The sequence below is a fragment of the Dyella sp. NPDC103356 genome (assembly GCF_055584465.1).
In genome coordinates, this window is the sequence record NZ_JBVJLZ010000010.1 from 185,321 (window position 1) to 200,365 (window position 15,045).

Here is a 15,045-nt window from a genome sequence, read left to right on the forward strand (position 1 = left end):
TCGTTTGGTACGGCTTTCTCGGAGCCTAGCATGAGGTGAGCGGTAAAGCCGCCGGCTTCGCGGCCTCACACGTGCATCTTTCGGTTGGCATGGATCGACATCAACACGCCGAATCCCGTCAACAACGACACCGCCGATGTGCCGCCATAACTCACCAACGGCATCGGCACGCCGACCACCGGCAACATGCCCGCGACCATGCCGCCGTTGACGAAGACGTACACGAAAAAGCTCATGCCGATCGCGCCGGCGAGCAGGCGCGAATAGGTTTCGCGCGCTTCCATGGCGATCCACAGGCAGCGGCCAATGATGAAGGCGTAGAGCGTCACGATGGCGATCACACCGACCAGGCCGAACTCTTCGGAAAACACCGCGAAGATGAAGTCGGTGGTGTGTTCGGGCAGGAAGTCCAGGCGCGACTGCGTACTGTGCTGCCAGCCCTTGCCGAAGACGCCGCCGGAGCCGACGGCGATCTGCGACTGGATGATGTGCCAGCCGTTGCCGAGCGGATCGGATTCGGGATCGAGCAAGGTGCGCACGCGGTTGCGCTGGTATTCGTGCAGGAAGTGCCAGGCCACCGGAATCATGCCGCCCACGGCCGCCAGCAGGCTGCCGATCTTCCACCAGGCCATGCCCGACAGGAACAGCGCAAACGCGCCCGCGCCAGCGACCAGCAAGGCCGTGCCCAAATCCGGCTGCTCGGCAATCAGACCGGCCGGTATGGCGATCAAGATGCCGACGACGATGATGTCTTTCCAGCTCGGCGGCAGCTGGCGGGGATGCAGATACCAGGCCACCATCATCGGCATGGTGAGCTTGAGCAGTTCCGATGGCTGAAAGCGCATCACGCCAAGATCCAGCCAGCGGTATGCACCGCGCCCTTCACCCAGCGCAGCCACCACCAGCAGCAGCGCGGTACTGCCGGCATACAGCCACGGTGTCCAGCCACGCAGCACGGACGGCGGGATGCGCGAGATCACCACCATCAGCACCGCGCCCATGACGAAGCGGCCGGCCTGCCCGACCACCAGCGCCATGTTGTTGCCGCCCGCGCTATAGAGCGTGACCAGGCCGGCGCAGGCGAGCAGCAGCAGACCACCGGCAAGCGGCAGGTCGATGCGCGGGCGCGTCATGATGCGCTTGAGGAAATAGCGCAAACGCATCAGAGCCGCTTCGATCATTGTGCGTCTCCGTCGTTGTCTTCAGTCGTGCTGCTGGGAGCGGCCGGCATGTCCGCCGGTGTCGCGACTGGCGCATCTTCCGGTTGATCGTTGTCGACAGGTACCTGCGGCGCCGTTTCGGGCGTCATCGGCGGCACTGCCCCGCCCTGCGTTTCAATCCACGCCGTGAGCGTCTTACGCACGATGGGACCGGCATCCGACGCGCCCCAGGCGCCGGCCTCGACCATCGCCGCCATGGCGATCTTGGGCGCATCGGCAGGCATATAGGCGATGAACCAGGCGCGATGGCGCTTGGCCAGATACGCCGAATTCTTGTTGGTGTCGTAGGCGTCGGTCTTGCGCGAGAAACGTTCGGCCGTACCGCTCTTGCCAGCAACCAGATAAGGGAAGCCAGTAAAGACGATCTTGCCGGTACCGCCCGTGATCACCGCTTCCATGCCCTGGTTGACCGTATTCCAGTGCGCGGGATTCTTGATCACCGAAGGGCCGCTCGGCGGGTTGGCCAACGGCTGCGGCTGCGCATTCACGCCGGCGTCCTGGGTCGACATGACCAGTCGCGGTGCATACGGCGTGCCGTGTCCGGCGAATGTTGCGGTGGCGTGCGCCAGCTGCAACGCGGTGACGTTCCAGTAACCCTGCCCGATGCCGGCAATGATGGTTTCGCCCGGAAACCAGCCTGCCTTGCTGCGTGATGCCTTCCACTCGCGCGATGGCAGGATGCCGCGACCTTCGCCCACCAGGTCGATACCCGTCCGATCACCGAAGCCCAGGCTGCCCATCCAGCTGCTCAGGCGATCGATGCCGAGGTCGAGCGCAAGCTTGTAGAAGTACGTGTTGGTCGATTTCTGGATCGCCCGCACCATGTTGACCGTGCCGTCGCCACCGGGCGTGTCGTCGCGGTAACAGCGCGATTGCCCCGGAATGCAGAACTGACCGGTCGACAGCACGGTGTCCTCCGGCCGGCGGATACCGTATTCGAGGCCGCCCAGCGCGAGGAACGGCTTGACCGTCGAACCCGGCGGATACGCGCTGACCAGCGCGCGATTGAGCAGCGGCTTGTCCGGTGCATTGGTCAGCGAGCTGTAGTCGACGCGGCTGATGCCGTTGACGAACAGATTGGGGTCGTAGCTCGGCACGCTGACCATGGAGAGCACCTGGCCATTGCGCGGATCGATCGCCACCGCGCCGCCCGGGCGACCTTCGAAAGCATCGGTCGTCGCCTTCTGCACCCGTGCATCGATGCTGAGATAGAGGTTCTTGCCCGGTATCGGCGGATAGGTTTTCAGCACCTGCTGCACGCGCCCGTCGGCATTGACCTCGACCAGCTCGTAGCCCGGCGTGCCATGCAGCATGTCTTCGTACGAACGCTCCAGCCCGGTGCGGCCCACGTGGCTGGTGCCCTTGTAGCGCTCCGGGTCGAGCCGGTTGAGATCGTCCGCATCGATGCGGCTGACGTAGCCCACCACATGGGCAAACAGCGGCCCCAGCGGGTAGCGCCGGGTCAGATAGGGCACGACGTCCACACCGGGAAAGCGCCAGCGGTTCACCGCGAAGCGGTCGATCTCGTCCTCGGTCAGGCGCAGCTTCAACGGCACGCTGTCGAAGCGACGGTTCTGCTTGAGCTGCTTCTTGAAGTTGTCCAGATCGTCGGCACTGAGCGGAATCACATTGCCTAGCTCGGCCAGCAGGGTCGGCATATCGTCGATCTGCTCGGGGATCACTTCCAGGCGGAACGCGGGCACGTTGTCGGCCAGCAGCACGCCATTGCGGTCGTAGATCAGCCCGCGCGCCGGCGGAATCGCGCGCGGCTTGATGCGGTTGCTTTCCGAGCGGGAGGCGAACTCGTCGTGGTGGTAGACCTGCAGATAGACATAGCGGCCGATCAGCGCGCCCAGCCCGATCAGGATCAGCAGAAAACCCGCCAGCGCGCGGCGCCGGAACAGCGCGCTTTCGCCGCGGGTGTCCTTGAGCGAACGCCGTGCCATGCGCGCCTATTGCTGCTGGATGCGCAGGCGCATCCGCAGGTCATCGAGCAACAGGAACACAAAGGGCCACAGGGCCGCACCGACGAAGGGCGAGATCCACCAGCTCGGCGGCGGCAACGCGTCGCCGGCAAACACGCGCACGATCAACAACAAGATGCGGTCGTTCACCAACAGCGCCAACACCGCCAACGTCTGCTGCCACATCGGGAAGAAGCGCAGGCGCGAGCGGAAGCGCAACACGATAAAAACGATCGCACACAGGCGCAGCGCCTGCTCGCCCAACAGCAGACCGTCGAGCAGATCGGCAGCCAGACCCACTATGAAGGCCAGCCCCAGGCTGACGCGGTCATTGGATTCGAGCGCCCAGTAGATCAACACCAGCGCGGGCCAGTACGGCTTGAACGGCTGCAACACGCCCGGCAGCGGCACCAGCATCGACAGCAGCGCAAACGCCAACGTACCGGCGACCCACAGGGCACTCAGACGCTGCTTGTTCATGGCTGCACCGCCGAAGTGGTCGAAGCTGGCGTTGCCGCCGTACGCGCGCTGGCAGGCGCGGCGACTTCGCCCGGCGGCGGCGCGAGGCTAGCCGGCGGGCCGACTGGCGCGGCGGGTGACGGCGGACCGACCGGCTCGGCCTGATCGTGCAGGATCAGCACGTCGTCGCTGCGGTCGATATCGGCGGTCGGTCGTGCACGCGCTTCGAGAAACATGCCCGATTGCGACTGGCCCACGCTCAACACCTCACCGACTGGAAACCCGGGCGGAAAGCGACCGCCCAGGCCCGAACTCAACAGCTTGTCGCCAGCACGGATATCGGCGGCCATCGGCACGTTGGGCAGGCTGAGCTGGTCGCCCTCGCGCACGCCATAGGCCACGGTGCGCAGGCCGGTGCGCTCCACCATCACCGGCGTGGCGTGATTGGGGTCGGTCACCAGCATCACGATCGAGGTGGTCGGCAGCACTTCGACGATCTGGCCGATCACGCCATGCGCGTCGATCACCACCTGGCCCTGCTTGATGTCGTCGCGCGCACCCAGGTTCACCACCAGTCGCTGCTGGTTGGTGCCCAGGTCCATGCCGATCACGCGAGCGAGCTGCACGTTGAGCTCAAGGCTGTGCTGGGTGTCGAGCAGGCCTTTGAGACGCTGGTTCTGCTCGGCCACCGCGGCCATGCGGTTCAATTTGGCATTGGCCAGCAACAGGTCTTCGCGCAGCCGCTGGTTCTGCTCGGTCAACAGCTTGCGGTCGGCAAACGCCACGGTCAGCGTGCGCATACCCGCGGCCGGCAAGCCGGCAAGCCGATAGACCGGCTCCACCACCACCGACATGGAGTAACGGATGCGCCAGATCCAGCCGTTTCGATGGTCGAGCACCATCAGCACCATGGCCAGCGCGAGATAAAAGATCAAACGCAGCGTGCCGGCGACGGTGCCGGCAAACAGCGGAGAATTGTCTTCGCGCGTCAGCGCCATGAAACCGGACTACCCGTACTGCGTGGGACGAACACCGGTATCCGGCGGAAAACACGAACGGTAAGGATGCGGAGCGACCGCGATGCGCCGAAAGAAGAGTTTTCGATCGACAAGATCAAGCGTACCGCTCCTTACCCGGCCCTCTTGCCTGACCGGCAGAGGGCATTGACGACCCCCTCGAGCGAGGGGCCTGCTGCTTATTCCGGCGCGAAGAAATCGCTACCGTGCTGGTCGATCAGCTCCAGCGCCTTGCCACCGCCACGCGCCACGCAAGTCAGCGGCTCGTCGGCTACCTGCACGTGCAGGCCGGTCTCTTCGGAGATCAGACGGTCCAGGTCACGCAGCAGCGCGCCACCGCCGGTGAGCACGATGCCGCGCTCGGCCACGTCGGAGCACAGTTCCGGCGGGGTCTGTTCCAGTGCCGACTTCACCGCCGCCACGATGCCCGACAGCGGCTCGTGCAGGGCCTCGAGCACCTCGTTGGAGTTGATGGTGAACATGCGCGGCACGCCCTCGGCCAGGTTACGGCCGGAGATTTCGATCTCGCGCACGTCGGTCTGCGGGAAAGCGCAGCCGATTTCCATCTTGATCCGCTCGGCGGTGGACTCGCCGATCAGGGTGCCGTGATTGCGGCGCACGTAGTTGATGATCGCCTCGTCGAAGCGGTCGCCACCGACGCGGACAGACTGGGAATAAACGATGCCGTTCAAGGAGATGACGGCCACCTCGGAGGTACCGCCGCCGATATCGAGCACCATCGAGCCGCGCGCCTCATGCACCGGAATACCGGCGCCGATCGCGGCGGCCATCGGTTCCTCGATCAGGAACACGTCGCGGGCGCCGGCGCCTTCGGCCGATTCCTTGATCGCGCGGCGCTCCACCTGGGTCGAGCCGCAGGGCACGCAGACCAGCACGCGGGGGCTCGGGCGCAGCAGACGCGAACGGTGCACCTGCTTGATGAAATGCTGCAGCATCGCCTCGGTCATCGAGAAGTTGGCGATCACGCCATCCTTCATCGGGCGGACGGTGGCGATATTGCCCGGGGTTCGGCCCAGCATCTTCTTCGCATCGCTACCGACGGCTGCGACAGCGCGCGGACCGCCCGGACCACGGTCCTGACGAATGGCCACCACCGAAGGCTCGTTCAGCACAATGCCCTGACCACGCACATAAATGAGCGTGTTGGCCGTGCCCAAGTCGATGGAGATATCGTTAGAAAAGATCCCGCGAAACTTCTTGAACATGTGGCCGCCGTACACCCTGGTCTGGCTAAAAAGTAAGCGAGCCAGTTTAGTGTCGCCGCACCCTCCACGCAAGGAGTATCTCGTTAAGAAACCCTTGTAGATCGCGGTGATAAGTGCATTTTCTGCCTTCGGAGCGAGGTCAGAAAAAAGACAGATATTCGCCCTGGCGAACGGATAAAGGTACTATCCCCGGGTTTGGCCGAACCCGGGGTAACGGGATGCGACGCGGCCGCTTTCATCTCACTTTTCACCAGCTCGGGGGCTTTCACGCACCATGTCTGCCGTTATCTGCGGATCGCTGGCCTATGACACCATCATGGTGTTCCAGGACCAGTTCAAGAATCACATCCTGCCCGATCAGGTGCATATCCTGAATGTGTCGTTCCTGGTGCCGCGCATGCGTCGCGAGTTCGGCGGTTGCGCCGGCAACATCGCGTACAACCTGAAACTGCTTGGCGCCGATCCGTTGCCGGTGGCTGCCGTCGGCCAGGACTTCGCGCCGTATCGTCAGCACATGGAAGAGTTCGGCATCCGCATGGACTACGTGCGCGTGTACGACGAGCAGTTCACGCCGCAGTGCTTCATCACGACCGACCTGGATAACAACCAGATCACCGCATTCCATCCGGGTGCGATGTCGAGCGCGCACGAAAACCATGTGCGCGATATTCCTGAAGTGACTTTTGCAATCGTTGCGCCGGACAGCCGCGAAGCGATGCTGCAGCATGTCGACGAATTCGCGTCGCGCAAGGTGCCTTTCATTTTCGATCCGGGCCAGGCGATGCCGTTGTTCAACGGCGACGAGTTCCGCTCGATGATCGAAAAGGCGACCTATGTGATCGTCAACGATTACGAGTCGCAGTTGTTGCAGTCACGCACGGGTTGGACTGCGGCGGAGATCGCGCAGCGCGTCGATGCGTACATCGTGACGCAGGGGCCGCGTGGGTCGTTGATTCATCTTGCCGATGGTACGACGCATGAGATTCCGCCGGCGCGCGAGCGTCAGGTGGTCGATCCGACTGGCTGTGGTGATGCTTATCGCGCCGGGCTGATCTTCGGCATCATGAAGGGCAAGGATTGGCCGACCGTGGGTCGTATGGCTTCGTTGATGGGTGCGCTGAAGGTGGAGCACCCGGGGACGCAGAATCAGCGGTTTACGTATGCTGAGTTTGCCAAGGAATTTGCGGATCAGTTTGGTTACGCGATCTAAAGTTTTGTTTTCTTGATTTGATGAGGCCTCCGATCTCCGGAGGCCTTTTCTTTTCCAACCTTGCGAGAACTCCCCATATATCGTCATCCCGGCGCAGGCCGGGACCCAGTGGCTTTGCGATCGGTTATCGCGAGAGACGATAAATTCTGCTCTATCGCGAAAACCTAAAACCGAAGCCACTGGGTCCCGGCCTGCGCCGGGATGACGAGTATGAGGAGGTTCTTCACTCGATCTTATCCTTAGCCGGCTTGAACCCCATCGTCGCCTGCACCGCCTGCTTCCACCCCGCATACAGCTCTTCACGCCGATCCTTCTGCATCGACGGCTTGAACTGACGATCCACTGCCCAGCGCCTGGAAATATCGTCTCGACTCTCCCAGAAGCCCACGGCAAGCCCGGCAAGATACGCAGCGCCCTGCGCCGTCGTTTCCTGCACTTTCGGACGCAGGAGCGTTACATCGAGAATATCCGCCTGGAACTGCGCCATGAAATCGTTGGCGATCGCGCCGCCGTCCGCGCGCAGCTCCTTCAACTGAATCCCCGAGTCGCTCTGCATGGCCTCAAGCACATCGCGCGTCTGATACGCCATCGACTCCAACGCGGCGCGGATGAACTGCTCCTTGGTCGTGCCACGCGACAAACCGAACACCGCGCCGCGCACATCGCTGCGCCAATACGGCGCACCCAGGCCAACAAACGCCGGTACGAAATAAACGCCGTCGTTGTCGCGCGCCCGTTCAGCATAGTCCTGCGAATCGCTTGCCTTGCCCAACATGCGCAAACCATCGCGCAACCACTGGATCACCGAGCCGGCGACGAAGATGCTGCCTTCCAATGCATACTCGACCTTGCCATCGACACCCCAGGCAATCGTCGTGAGCAAACCGTTCTTGGAACGAACCGCCTTGTCGCCCGTATTCATGAGCATGAAGCAGCCAGTGCCGTAGGTATTCTTGGCCATGCCCGGCTCGAAACACGCCTGCCCGAACAGCGCCGCCTGCTGATCGCCGGCGATGCCCGCGATAGGCACTTCATGGCCAAAGAAATGCTTGGCCTGAACGTTGCCATAGACCTCGCTCGACGACTTCACCTCGGGCAACATCGCACGCGGCACGTCGAGTATCTTGAGCAGCTCGTCGTCCCATTCGCGCTTGTAGATGTCGTACATCAAGGTGCGCGAGGCGTTGGTGTAATCGGTGACGTGTACCTTGCCGCCAGTGAGATTCCAGATCAGCCAGGTGTCGATCGTTCCGAACAGCAACTCGCCTTTCTTTGCACGCTCGCGTGCACCCTCGACCTTGTCGAGTATCCACTTGACCTTGGTGCCGGAAAAATAAGCGTCGACCAATAGCCCGGTCTTTTCGCGGAATAACCCATCATGACCATCCGCCTTGATCTGCTCGCAGATTTCCGCGGTCTGGCGCGATTGCCACACGATGGCGTTGTAGATCGGCTGGCCCGTGGTCTTGTCCCAGACTACGGCGGTTTCGCGCTGATTGGTGATGCCGATACCATTGATGCTGGCCGGATCGACGCCGGTCTGATTGATCACCTCGGTCATCGTGACCAGCACGCTGGTCATGATCTCGCGCGGGTTGTGTTCGACCCAGCCCGGCTGCGGAAAGATCTGCGGAAATTCGCGCTGTGCGGTGCCGACGATATTGCCGTCGTGATCGAACAGGATGGTGCGCGAGCTGGTAGTGCCCTGATCGATCGCCAGTATGTATCGCTTGTTCATGTCTCGCCTCACTGAGCCGAATTGACGGAAGCCGACTGGCGCTGTTGTTCGAGCGCGCGCTGACGTGCCGGCAGGAACGGATGCACGAGATACTGATAGGCTGCGCCACCGACGACACCGCCGATCAGCGGACCGACGATCGGCACCCACCAGTAGTTGTCCGGGCTGGGCAACGCCGAGCGTCCCCAACCAGCGAAATACGCAAAAAGACGCGGGCCGAAATCACGCGCCGGATTGATCGCCCAGGCTTCGAGATAACCCATCGATGCACCGATCGTCGCTACCAGCAGACCGATCATCAACGCACCGGAGTTAGCGCCCGGCGCCATCTCGTTGTACTGCTCGGTGATCGCGAAGATGCCGAACAGTAGAAACGCGGTGAGGATGATTTGATCCAGCAACGCATGCATCGGCGTAATCGCCAAGCCCGGATGCGTGAAGAAAACCCCGGCGGCCCCTCCGGCCTCGCGGGTGAGCTGATGCACCTCGTTGTAATGGTCGATCACCGGGCCAAACAACACGTAGACGACGCTTGCTCCGAGGAAGGCACCGATCACCTGCGCGATCCAGTACGGCACAACCTTCGACCATGAGAAATCGCGGAACAAGGCCAGCGCTAGCGTCACTGCCGGATTGGCATGTGTTCCCGAGACCGAGCCGGTGGCGTAGATCGCGATCGTCACCGCCAGGCCCCAGGCGATGCAGACGCCCCAATAGGCGTTCTGGTAGGGGCTCGGGTCGTAGAGCACGTACATACATGCCACCGAATCGCCAAAGGCGATGATGATGAACATGGCCAAGGCTTCAGATATCAACTCGCCGATTTGCTGCCGCATGATCCCTCTCTCCATCGGTTCACGGAATGGCCCCGCCAGGGGTTTTTATGCACGTTTTTCCAGGTAGGCCGCGAGGCGTGCGACGCCTTCTTTTTCGATGCGCAAACCCAGCTTGCTACGACGCCACAGAATATCCTCGACCTCTGTCACCCATTCGTGACGCACCAGGTAATCGACTTCCGCCTGATACAGATCGGCGCCGAAATGCTCGCCCAGCGCAGCGAGGCTGCCGGCTTCGCCAAGCAGGTCACGCGCACGTGTGCCGTAGCTGTGCACGAGTCGCCATGCAAAGGCTTCGGACAGCCAAGGACGACTCGAACGAATGTCTTCGAGCAAGCCGTCGATATCGCGTTCACCGCCGCCCGGTAGCGGTTTCGCATCGGCCGTCCATGCCGGCTTGTTGTTACCGAGCAACGGAGCGAGCCGATCGACCGCTTCTTCGGACAGCTTGCGGAATGTGGTGAGCTTCCCGCCGAAGACATTGAGCAGCGGTGGTCCATTCGTGTCGAGATCGAGCTGATAGTCGCGCGTGACTTCCGACGCGCTACCCGCTTCGTCCTGCAACAGAGGACGCACGCCGCTGTAGTTCCACACGACATCGGCGGCGGTCAGCTGCTTCTTGAAATAACGATTGGCCGCATCGCAGAGATAATGCGTCTCTTCGTCGCTGATGACCGGATGCGAGGGATCGTCCTTGTACTCGATGTCGGTCGTGCCGATCAGCGTGAAATCGCGCTCGTAGGGAATGGCAAAGACGATGCGGCGATCCGGTTGCTGGAAGATATAGGCGTAGCGATGGTCGTACAGCTTCGGCACGACGATGTGGCTGCCTTTGATCAGACGCAGCGAGTGCTCGTGTTTGATGTGCGCAACGTTGTCGAGAAACGAAGCAGCCCATGGTCCTGCCGCATTCACCAGCGCTTTTGCGCGCACGGTGTAGCGACGCCCGTCGCGCGATTCCAACTCGGCCACCCAACCATCGCTTTCGCGTGTCGCGCTGACACAGCGCGTATGTGTTTCGATCTTCGCACCGCGACGCGCGGCATCCATGGCGTTGAGCACGACCAGGCGTGCGTCCTGCACCCAGGCGTCGGAATAGACGAAGCCTTGAGTGAATTCGTCGCGCAACGGTTCGCCGGTGACATGCTTGCCGAAGCGGACCCGACGCGAGCCAGGCAAGGTGCGACGACCGCGACCCAGATGGTCGTAGAGGAACAAACCGATGCGAATCATCCAGGCCGGCCGCAGGTGCGGCTGATGGGGCAGGACGAAGCGCAACGGCCAGATGATGTGCGGCGCCGCACGTAGCAGCACCTCGCGCTCGGCCAAGGCCTTGCCGACCAGGGCGAACTCGAACTGTTCGAGATAGCGCAGGCCACCATGAATCAGCTTGGTGCTGGCACTGGAGGTGTGCGCCGCCAGGTCGTCACGCTCGCACAGCCAGACGGAGAGTCCTCGGCCCACGGCATCGCGGGCGATGCCTACGCCGTTCACGCCACCGCCGACCACCAGTACATCGACCTGCTCGACCACGTGCTCGACCATCACCCACTCCATTCGCCTGCGGGAGGGCGAAACGGCGCTGAGGGTGAGGCCCCATGCAGGCCCGAATGCTCGTATACGAACATTTCACGATCAGCAGGCCGGTCGCCTGCGTATAAACGAGCATATTCGAACAATAACGAACATGACACGCTGCACCGCAGCGAACCCTGGGAAAGGCGCTACTCGGGGTCGCCTTCGGCAATGTGTAGCTGGGTGCCGGCCGCTTCGAGTACGGGCAAGAGTGCCTCCGGCGGCTGACGATCGGTAAACCACGCATCGACGTGCGAGAAGTCGCCGAGCCGCACCATGGCGTTACGGCCGATCTTGCTGTGGTCCGCGCCCAGGAACACCTGGCGCGAGTGCTCGATGATCGCCTGGGCGACGCGCACTTCGTGGAAATCGAAATCAAGCAGCGTACCGTCGAGTTCGATACCGGAAATACCGATGATGCCGTAGTCCACCTTGAACTGGCGGACCAGCTCGATCGTCGCTTCGCCGGTGACGCCATGATCGCGGCCGCGCACTACCCCGCCAGCGACGATGACCTCGAAGGTCGGGTTGTCGCTGAGCGCGATCGCGATATTGAGGTTGTTGGTGATGACGCGCAGGCCGCGATGTTCGAGCAGGGCGCGGCCGACCACTTCGTTGGTCGTGCCCAGATTGATGAAAAGCGACGCGCCGTCCGGGATCTGGCTGGCTATCGATGCCGCGATACGCTGCTTTTCCGCCTGCTGTAGACCTTGGCGCGCGGCATAGGCGACGTTCTCCACGCTCGACGGTGCACCCACGCCACCGTGATAGCGACGGAGCAGACCGCAATCGGCCAGCAGGTTCAGATCGCGACGGATCGTCTGCGGTGCGACGTCGAAATGCGCGGCGAGCTGGTCCACCGCGGCGAAGCCTTCGCGCTGCACGATCGCCACCAGTTCTTCCTGGCGTCGGTTGAGTCGTGGATCCATCGTTCCTCCGGCACGGCGTATTACATGGTCATCATGGCGCCAGTGTCTGGGAGCCATCAACCCATTTCGCACCAACGATAGAACTTCTTGTGCGCCAGGCCCAGCATATCCAGGTCTTCCTTGGTGTCGCCGTAGGCGTAGATCGTGGGGAATGTCTGAAGGTCGAGCGCCTGCATGATGCGTTGCGCTTTTTCCTTGCCTACACATTGTTTACCGCGGTGGCGACCGGTCAAACGGCCATCTTTTGCTTCGAGCGAGGTGCATATCAGCTCGAGCTCATGCTCGCGACACCAATGCGAGAGATAGACGTCCAGCGCACCGGAGACGACCACGATACGGTCGCCCTGGGATTTGTGCCATTGGATCCGTTCCATGGCGTTGACGCGCAGGACGCCAGGCAAGGTATCGCGCGCGAAGCGCTTGCCGGCTTCATCGATCGCCACTTCGGTAACACCACGCAACCCATAGGCGACCACTGCCGCGCGAATCACCGAGCCGGAGATCCAGCCGAGCTTGTAGCCCACCACCATGGGAGCGAACAGGAAGGCTCCGAACGCACGACGATGTCGCGGCACGGCGACCTGGATGAAGTCGCGATACATCTCGCGAGTCGTGATCGTTCCGTCGAAATCAAACAGCGCGAGATTCATGCGATGCGTCCTTCATCGACTGCGCCGGACCTGCGCGGTCCGGCACAACACGGGGTCATCGGTGACTTGGAGTTACAGCTCGACGACGTCGAAGGTCACGTTCGGATCGACGTCGGCATCGTAGTCGACGTCCTTGCGCTTGAAACCGAACAGGCGCAGAAAATCCTGCTTGTAGCCTGCGTAGTCGGTCTGTTCCCACAGATTATCGGTGGTCACGGTCGGCCACATGTCCTTGCAGGCCTGCTGCACATCGTCGCGCAGCTCCCAGTCGTCCAGGCGCAGGCGGCCTTCGCTATCGGTGTCCGGTGCCTTGGCGTCCTGACGGTACAGGCGATCATGGAACAGACGGTTGATCTGCTCGATCGTGCCTTCGTGGATGCCCTTCTCCTTCATGATTCGGAACACCATGGAGACGTAAAGCGGGATCACCGGAATGGCAGCGCTGGCCTGGGTGACGACGGACTTCATCACGCCGACATAGGCGTCGAGATGCTGTGCGGCATACTGGCTGCGCAGGTTGCGCGCGGTGTTGTCCAGATGCTGCTTGGCTTGGCCCAGCGTGCCGTGCCAATAGATCGGCCAGGTGATTTCCGTGCCGACGTAGCTATAAGCCACGGTTTTGGCGTGATCGGCGAGCACGCCCGCCTTGCTCAACGCTTCGATCCACAGCGCCCAGTCTTCGCCACCCATGACGGTGACGGTGTCCTTGATCTCCTGCTCGGTCGCGGGTTCCACCGATACCTGCACGACGGTGTCGCGATTGGTGTCGACCGACGATGCCGTAAATGTTTCACCGATGGTCTTGAGCGAAGAGCGAACGAGTTCACCGGTAGCCGGTAGCTTGCGCACGGGCGATGCCAGCGAATAAACCACCAGGTCGATCTGGCCGCCCATCTCCTGTTTGATCAACTCGATCGCACGCGCGCGAGTTTCGTCAGAGAACGCGTCGCCATTGATCGACTTGCTGTACAGGCCAGCCTGCTTGGCGAGCTTGTCGAATGCGGCGGAGTTGTACCAACCGGCGGTACCGGTCTTGGTATCGCTGGACGGCTTCTCGAAGAACACACCGAGGGTTGCCGCGCCGTAACCGAACGCCGCAGTGATACGCGATGCCAGTCCATAGCCCGTGGATGCACCAATCACCAGCACACGCTTGGGACCCGACGCGGAAACGCCGGCAGCCTTGGTGATCTCGATTTGCTCGAGCACGTTTTTCTCGCAGCCGACCGGATGCGCAGTGATGCAGATAAAGCCACGAACCTTGGGATGGATGATCACGGAGGACCTCGATGATTCAACAAGACGGCCATTCTAATAGGGGAGCGGGACATGCGCTTCCGTAGGGTATGTTTCAGCCCTGGGTTACAAGCCAGTATCGCAACAGGATGAAGGCTAATGCGAAGACATAGCCGCAGGCGAAACGACTTCTGTGCCAGCCACTCAGCAGGAACGCGGCCAGTCCGGCGAGCAAGGGAACTAGCAGGGCAATAGCGATGCTCCATGCTCCGGTGGCGAGTCGCGTGGGCAAGACAAACAAGCTGATATCGCCGGCCGCCGCTCCGAAGATGGCCCACCAGACAATCGCCGCCCAATGTCTGGGTTTGCGGCGAAGCTGTTCCATGGGGCGGAGCTGGGCTACCGAACGGAAGCCTAGTTCGTATAGGCCCTGCAATAGAAGGCCGACTAGCCAACCTCCGACTAGATCCAGCATTGAGTGTCCTCGTGATTCGATGGCGTATCGTATTCCAAGGTACGGGCCGGGCGACGACCGAGTGCACGGTGATGTTGGGAGGTGGCGGTCGCGACTGAAGTCGCTCCTACAAACTCAGGCAGGCCCGGCTAGCTTGTAGGAGCGACTTCAGTCGCGACCGTAGCGCCTGTCCGAGAGGGGAACCTCAAATAACCTCAGCCTCCCCTACTCGTCATCCCGGCCTGCGCCGGGATGACGAGTGGGAGGGTCGAGGTAACAGTGTGCGCCTTCGACTTGCACAGCAACAAAGAAAAACCCGCATCGATTGATGCGGGTTTCTCAGTATAAAGCCCCTGGCGGTGACCTGTTGCAGTGCGGGTCTTCGACCCGAACCGCAACAAGAAAAAACCCGCCTCGAAATCGAGACGGGTTTTTAAATAAAGCCCCTGGCGGTGACCTACTCTTGCATGGGCAATGCCACACTACCATCGGCGCAGCTGCGTTTCACTTCCGAGTTCGGGATGGGATCGGG

13 protein-coding genes and 1 rRNA gene are annotated in these 15,045 nt (G+C 62.0%); 1 reads left to right on the plus strand and 13 read right to left on the minus strand.

Annotation, left to right across the window (positions count from 1 at the left end; translation table 11 throughout):
- Window positions 1-65: 65 nt before the first annotated feature.
- The 5 genes from rodA to ACZ6WW_RS20410 form a co-directional block, all read right to left on the minus strand.
- On the minus strand, window positions 66-1,181 hold the full coding sequence (rodA, locus tag ACZ6WW_RS20390) for a rod shape-determining protein RodA (RefSeq protein WP_465275828.1): 1,116 nt from the start codon (window positions 1,179-1,181) through the stop codon (window positions 66-68).
- Window positions 1,178-3,166 (minus strand): penicillin-binding protein 2, encoded by a 1,989-nt coding sequence (gene mrdA, locus ACZ6WW_RS20395; protein ID WP_465275829.1) that lies wholly within the window; start codon window positions 3,164-3,166, stop codon window positions 1,178-1,180. Before mrdA ends, rodA begins: the two co-directional genes overlap by 4 nt.
- 6 nt (window positions 3,167-3,172) lie before the next feature.
- The gene (mreD, locus tag ACZ6WW_RS20400) at window positions 3,173-3,664 is read right to left on the minus strand and encodes a rod shape-determining protein MreD (protein WP_465275830.1); all 492 of its coding nucleotides are present in this window, start codon (window positions 3,662-3,664) and stop codon (window positions 3,173-3,175) included.
- Window positions 3,661-4,641 carry a rod shape-determining protein MreC gene (gene mreC / locus ACZ6WW_RS20405; protein WP_465275831.1) on the minus strand — a complete coding sequence of 327 codons (981 nt, stop codon included), beginning with the start codon at window positions 4,639-4,641 and terminating at the stop codon, window positions 3,661-3,663. Before mreC ends, mreD begins: the two co-directional genes overlap by 4 nt.
- 197 nt (window positions 4,642-4,838) lie before the next feature.
- Complete coding sequence (locus tag ACZ6WW_RS20410) at window positions 4,839-5,885, minus strand: rod shape-determining protein (RefSeq protein ID WP_281851782.1); 1,047 nt, start codon at window positions 5,883-5,885, stop codon at window positions 4,839-4,841.
- A 274-nt stretch (window positions 5,886-6,159) separates the two neighbouring features.
- On the opposite strand from ACZ6WW_RS20410, the gene ACZ6WW_RS20415 reads away from it, so the two are divergent.
- Complete coding sequence (locus ACZ6WW_RS20415) at window positions 6,160-7,095, plus strand: carbohydrate kinase family protein (protein ID WP_281851781.1); 936 nt, start codon at window positions 6,160-6,162, stop codon at window positions 7,093-7,095.
- 223 nt (window positions 7,096-7,318) lie between these two features.
- Here the strand turns inward: ACZ6WW_RS20415 and glpK are convergent, their stop codons facing one another.
- The 8 genes from glpK to rrf all read right to left on the minus strand — a co-directional run.
- A complete protein-coding gene (gene glpK, locus ACZ6WW_RS20420; protein ID WP_465275832.1) occupies window positions 7,319-8,833 on the minus strand; it encodes a glycerol kinase GlpK in 1,515 nt (504 codons plus the stop codon).
- 8 nt (window positions 8,834-8,841) lie between these two features.
- A complete protein-coding gene (locus ACZ6WW_RS20425; protein ID WP_281852833.1) occupies window positions 8,842-9,672 on the minus strand; it encodes an MIP/aquaporin family protein in 831 nt (276 codons plus the stop codon).
- Window positions 9,673-9,714: 42 nt separating this feature from the next.
- Window positions 9,715-11,202: a glycerol-3-phosphate dehydrogenase gene (glpD, locus tag ACZ6WW_RS20430; protein WP_465275840.1), complete on the minus strand. Its 1,488-nt coding sequence runs from the start codon at window positions 11,200-11,202 to the stop codon at window positions 9,715-9,717.
- A 191-nt stretch (window positions 11,203-11,393) separates the two neighbouring features.
- Window positions 11,394-12,173, minus strand: coding sequence for a DeoR family transcriptional regulator (locus ACZ6WW_RS20435; protein ID WP_281851779.1), 780 nt, complete (start codon window positions 12,171-12,173; stop codon window positions 11,394-11,396).
- Window positions 12,174-12,229: 56 nt separating this feature from the next.
- Window positions 12,230-12,823: an HAD family hydrolase gene (locus ACZ6WW_RS20440; protein ID WP_465275833.1), complete on the minus strand. Its 594-nt coding sequence runs from the start codon at window positions 12,821-12,823 to the stop codon at window positions 12,230-12,232.
- Between the two features lie 72 nt (window positions 12,824-12,895).
- Window positions 12,896-14,101, minus strand: a complete 1,206-nt coding sequence (gene fabV, locus ACZ6WW_RS20445) for an enoyl-ACP reductase FabV (RefSeq protein WP_465275834.1) — start codon at window positions 14,099-14,101, stop codon at window positions 12,896-12,898.
- Window positions 14,102-14,174: 73 nt separating this feature from the next.
- Window positions 14,175-14,444, minus strand: a complete 270-nt coding sequence (locus ACZ6WW_RS20450) for a hypothetical protein (protein WP_465275835.1) — start codon at window positions 14,442-14,444, stop codon at window positions 14,175-14,177.
- Between the two features lie 513 nt (window positions 14,445-14,957).
- Window positions 14,958-15,045: ribosomal RNA gene (gene rrf, locus ACZ6WW_RS20455) — 5S ribosomal RNA — on the minus strand; the annotation flags it as partial.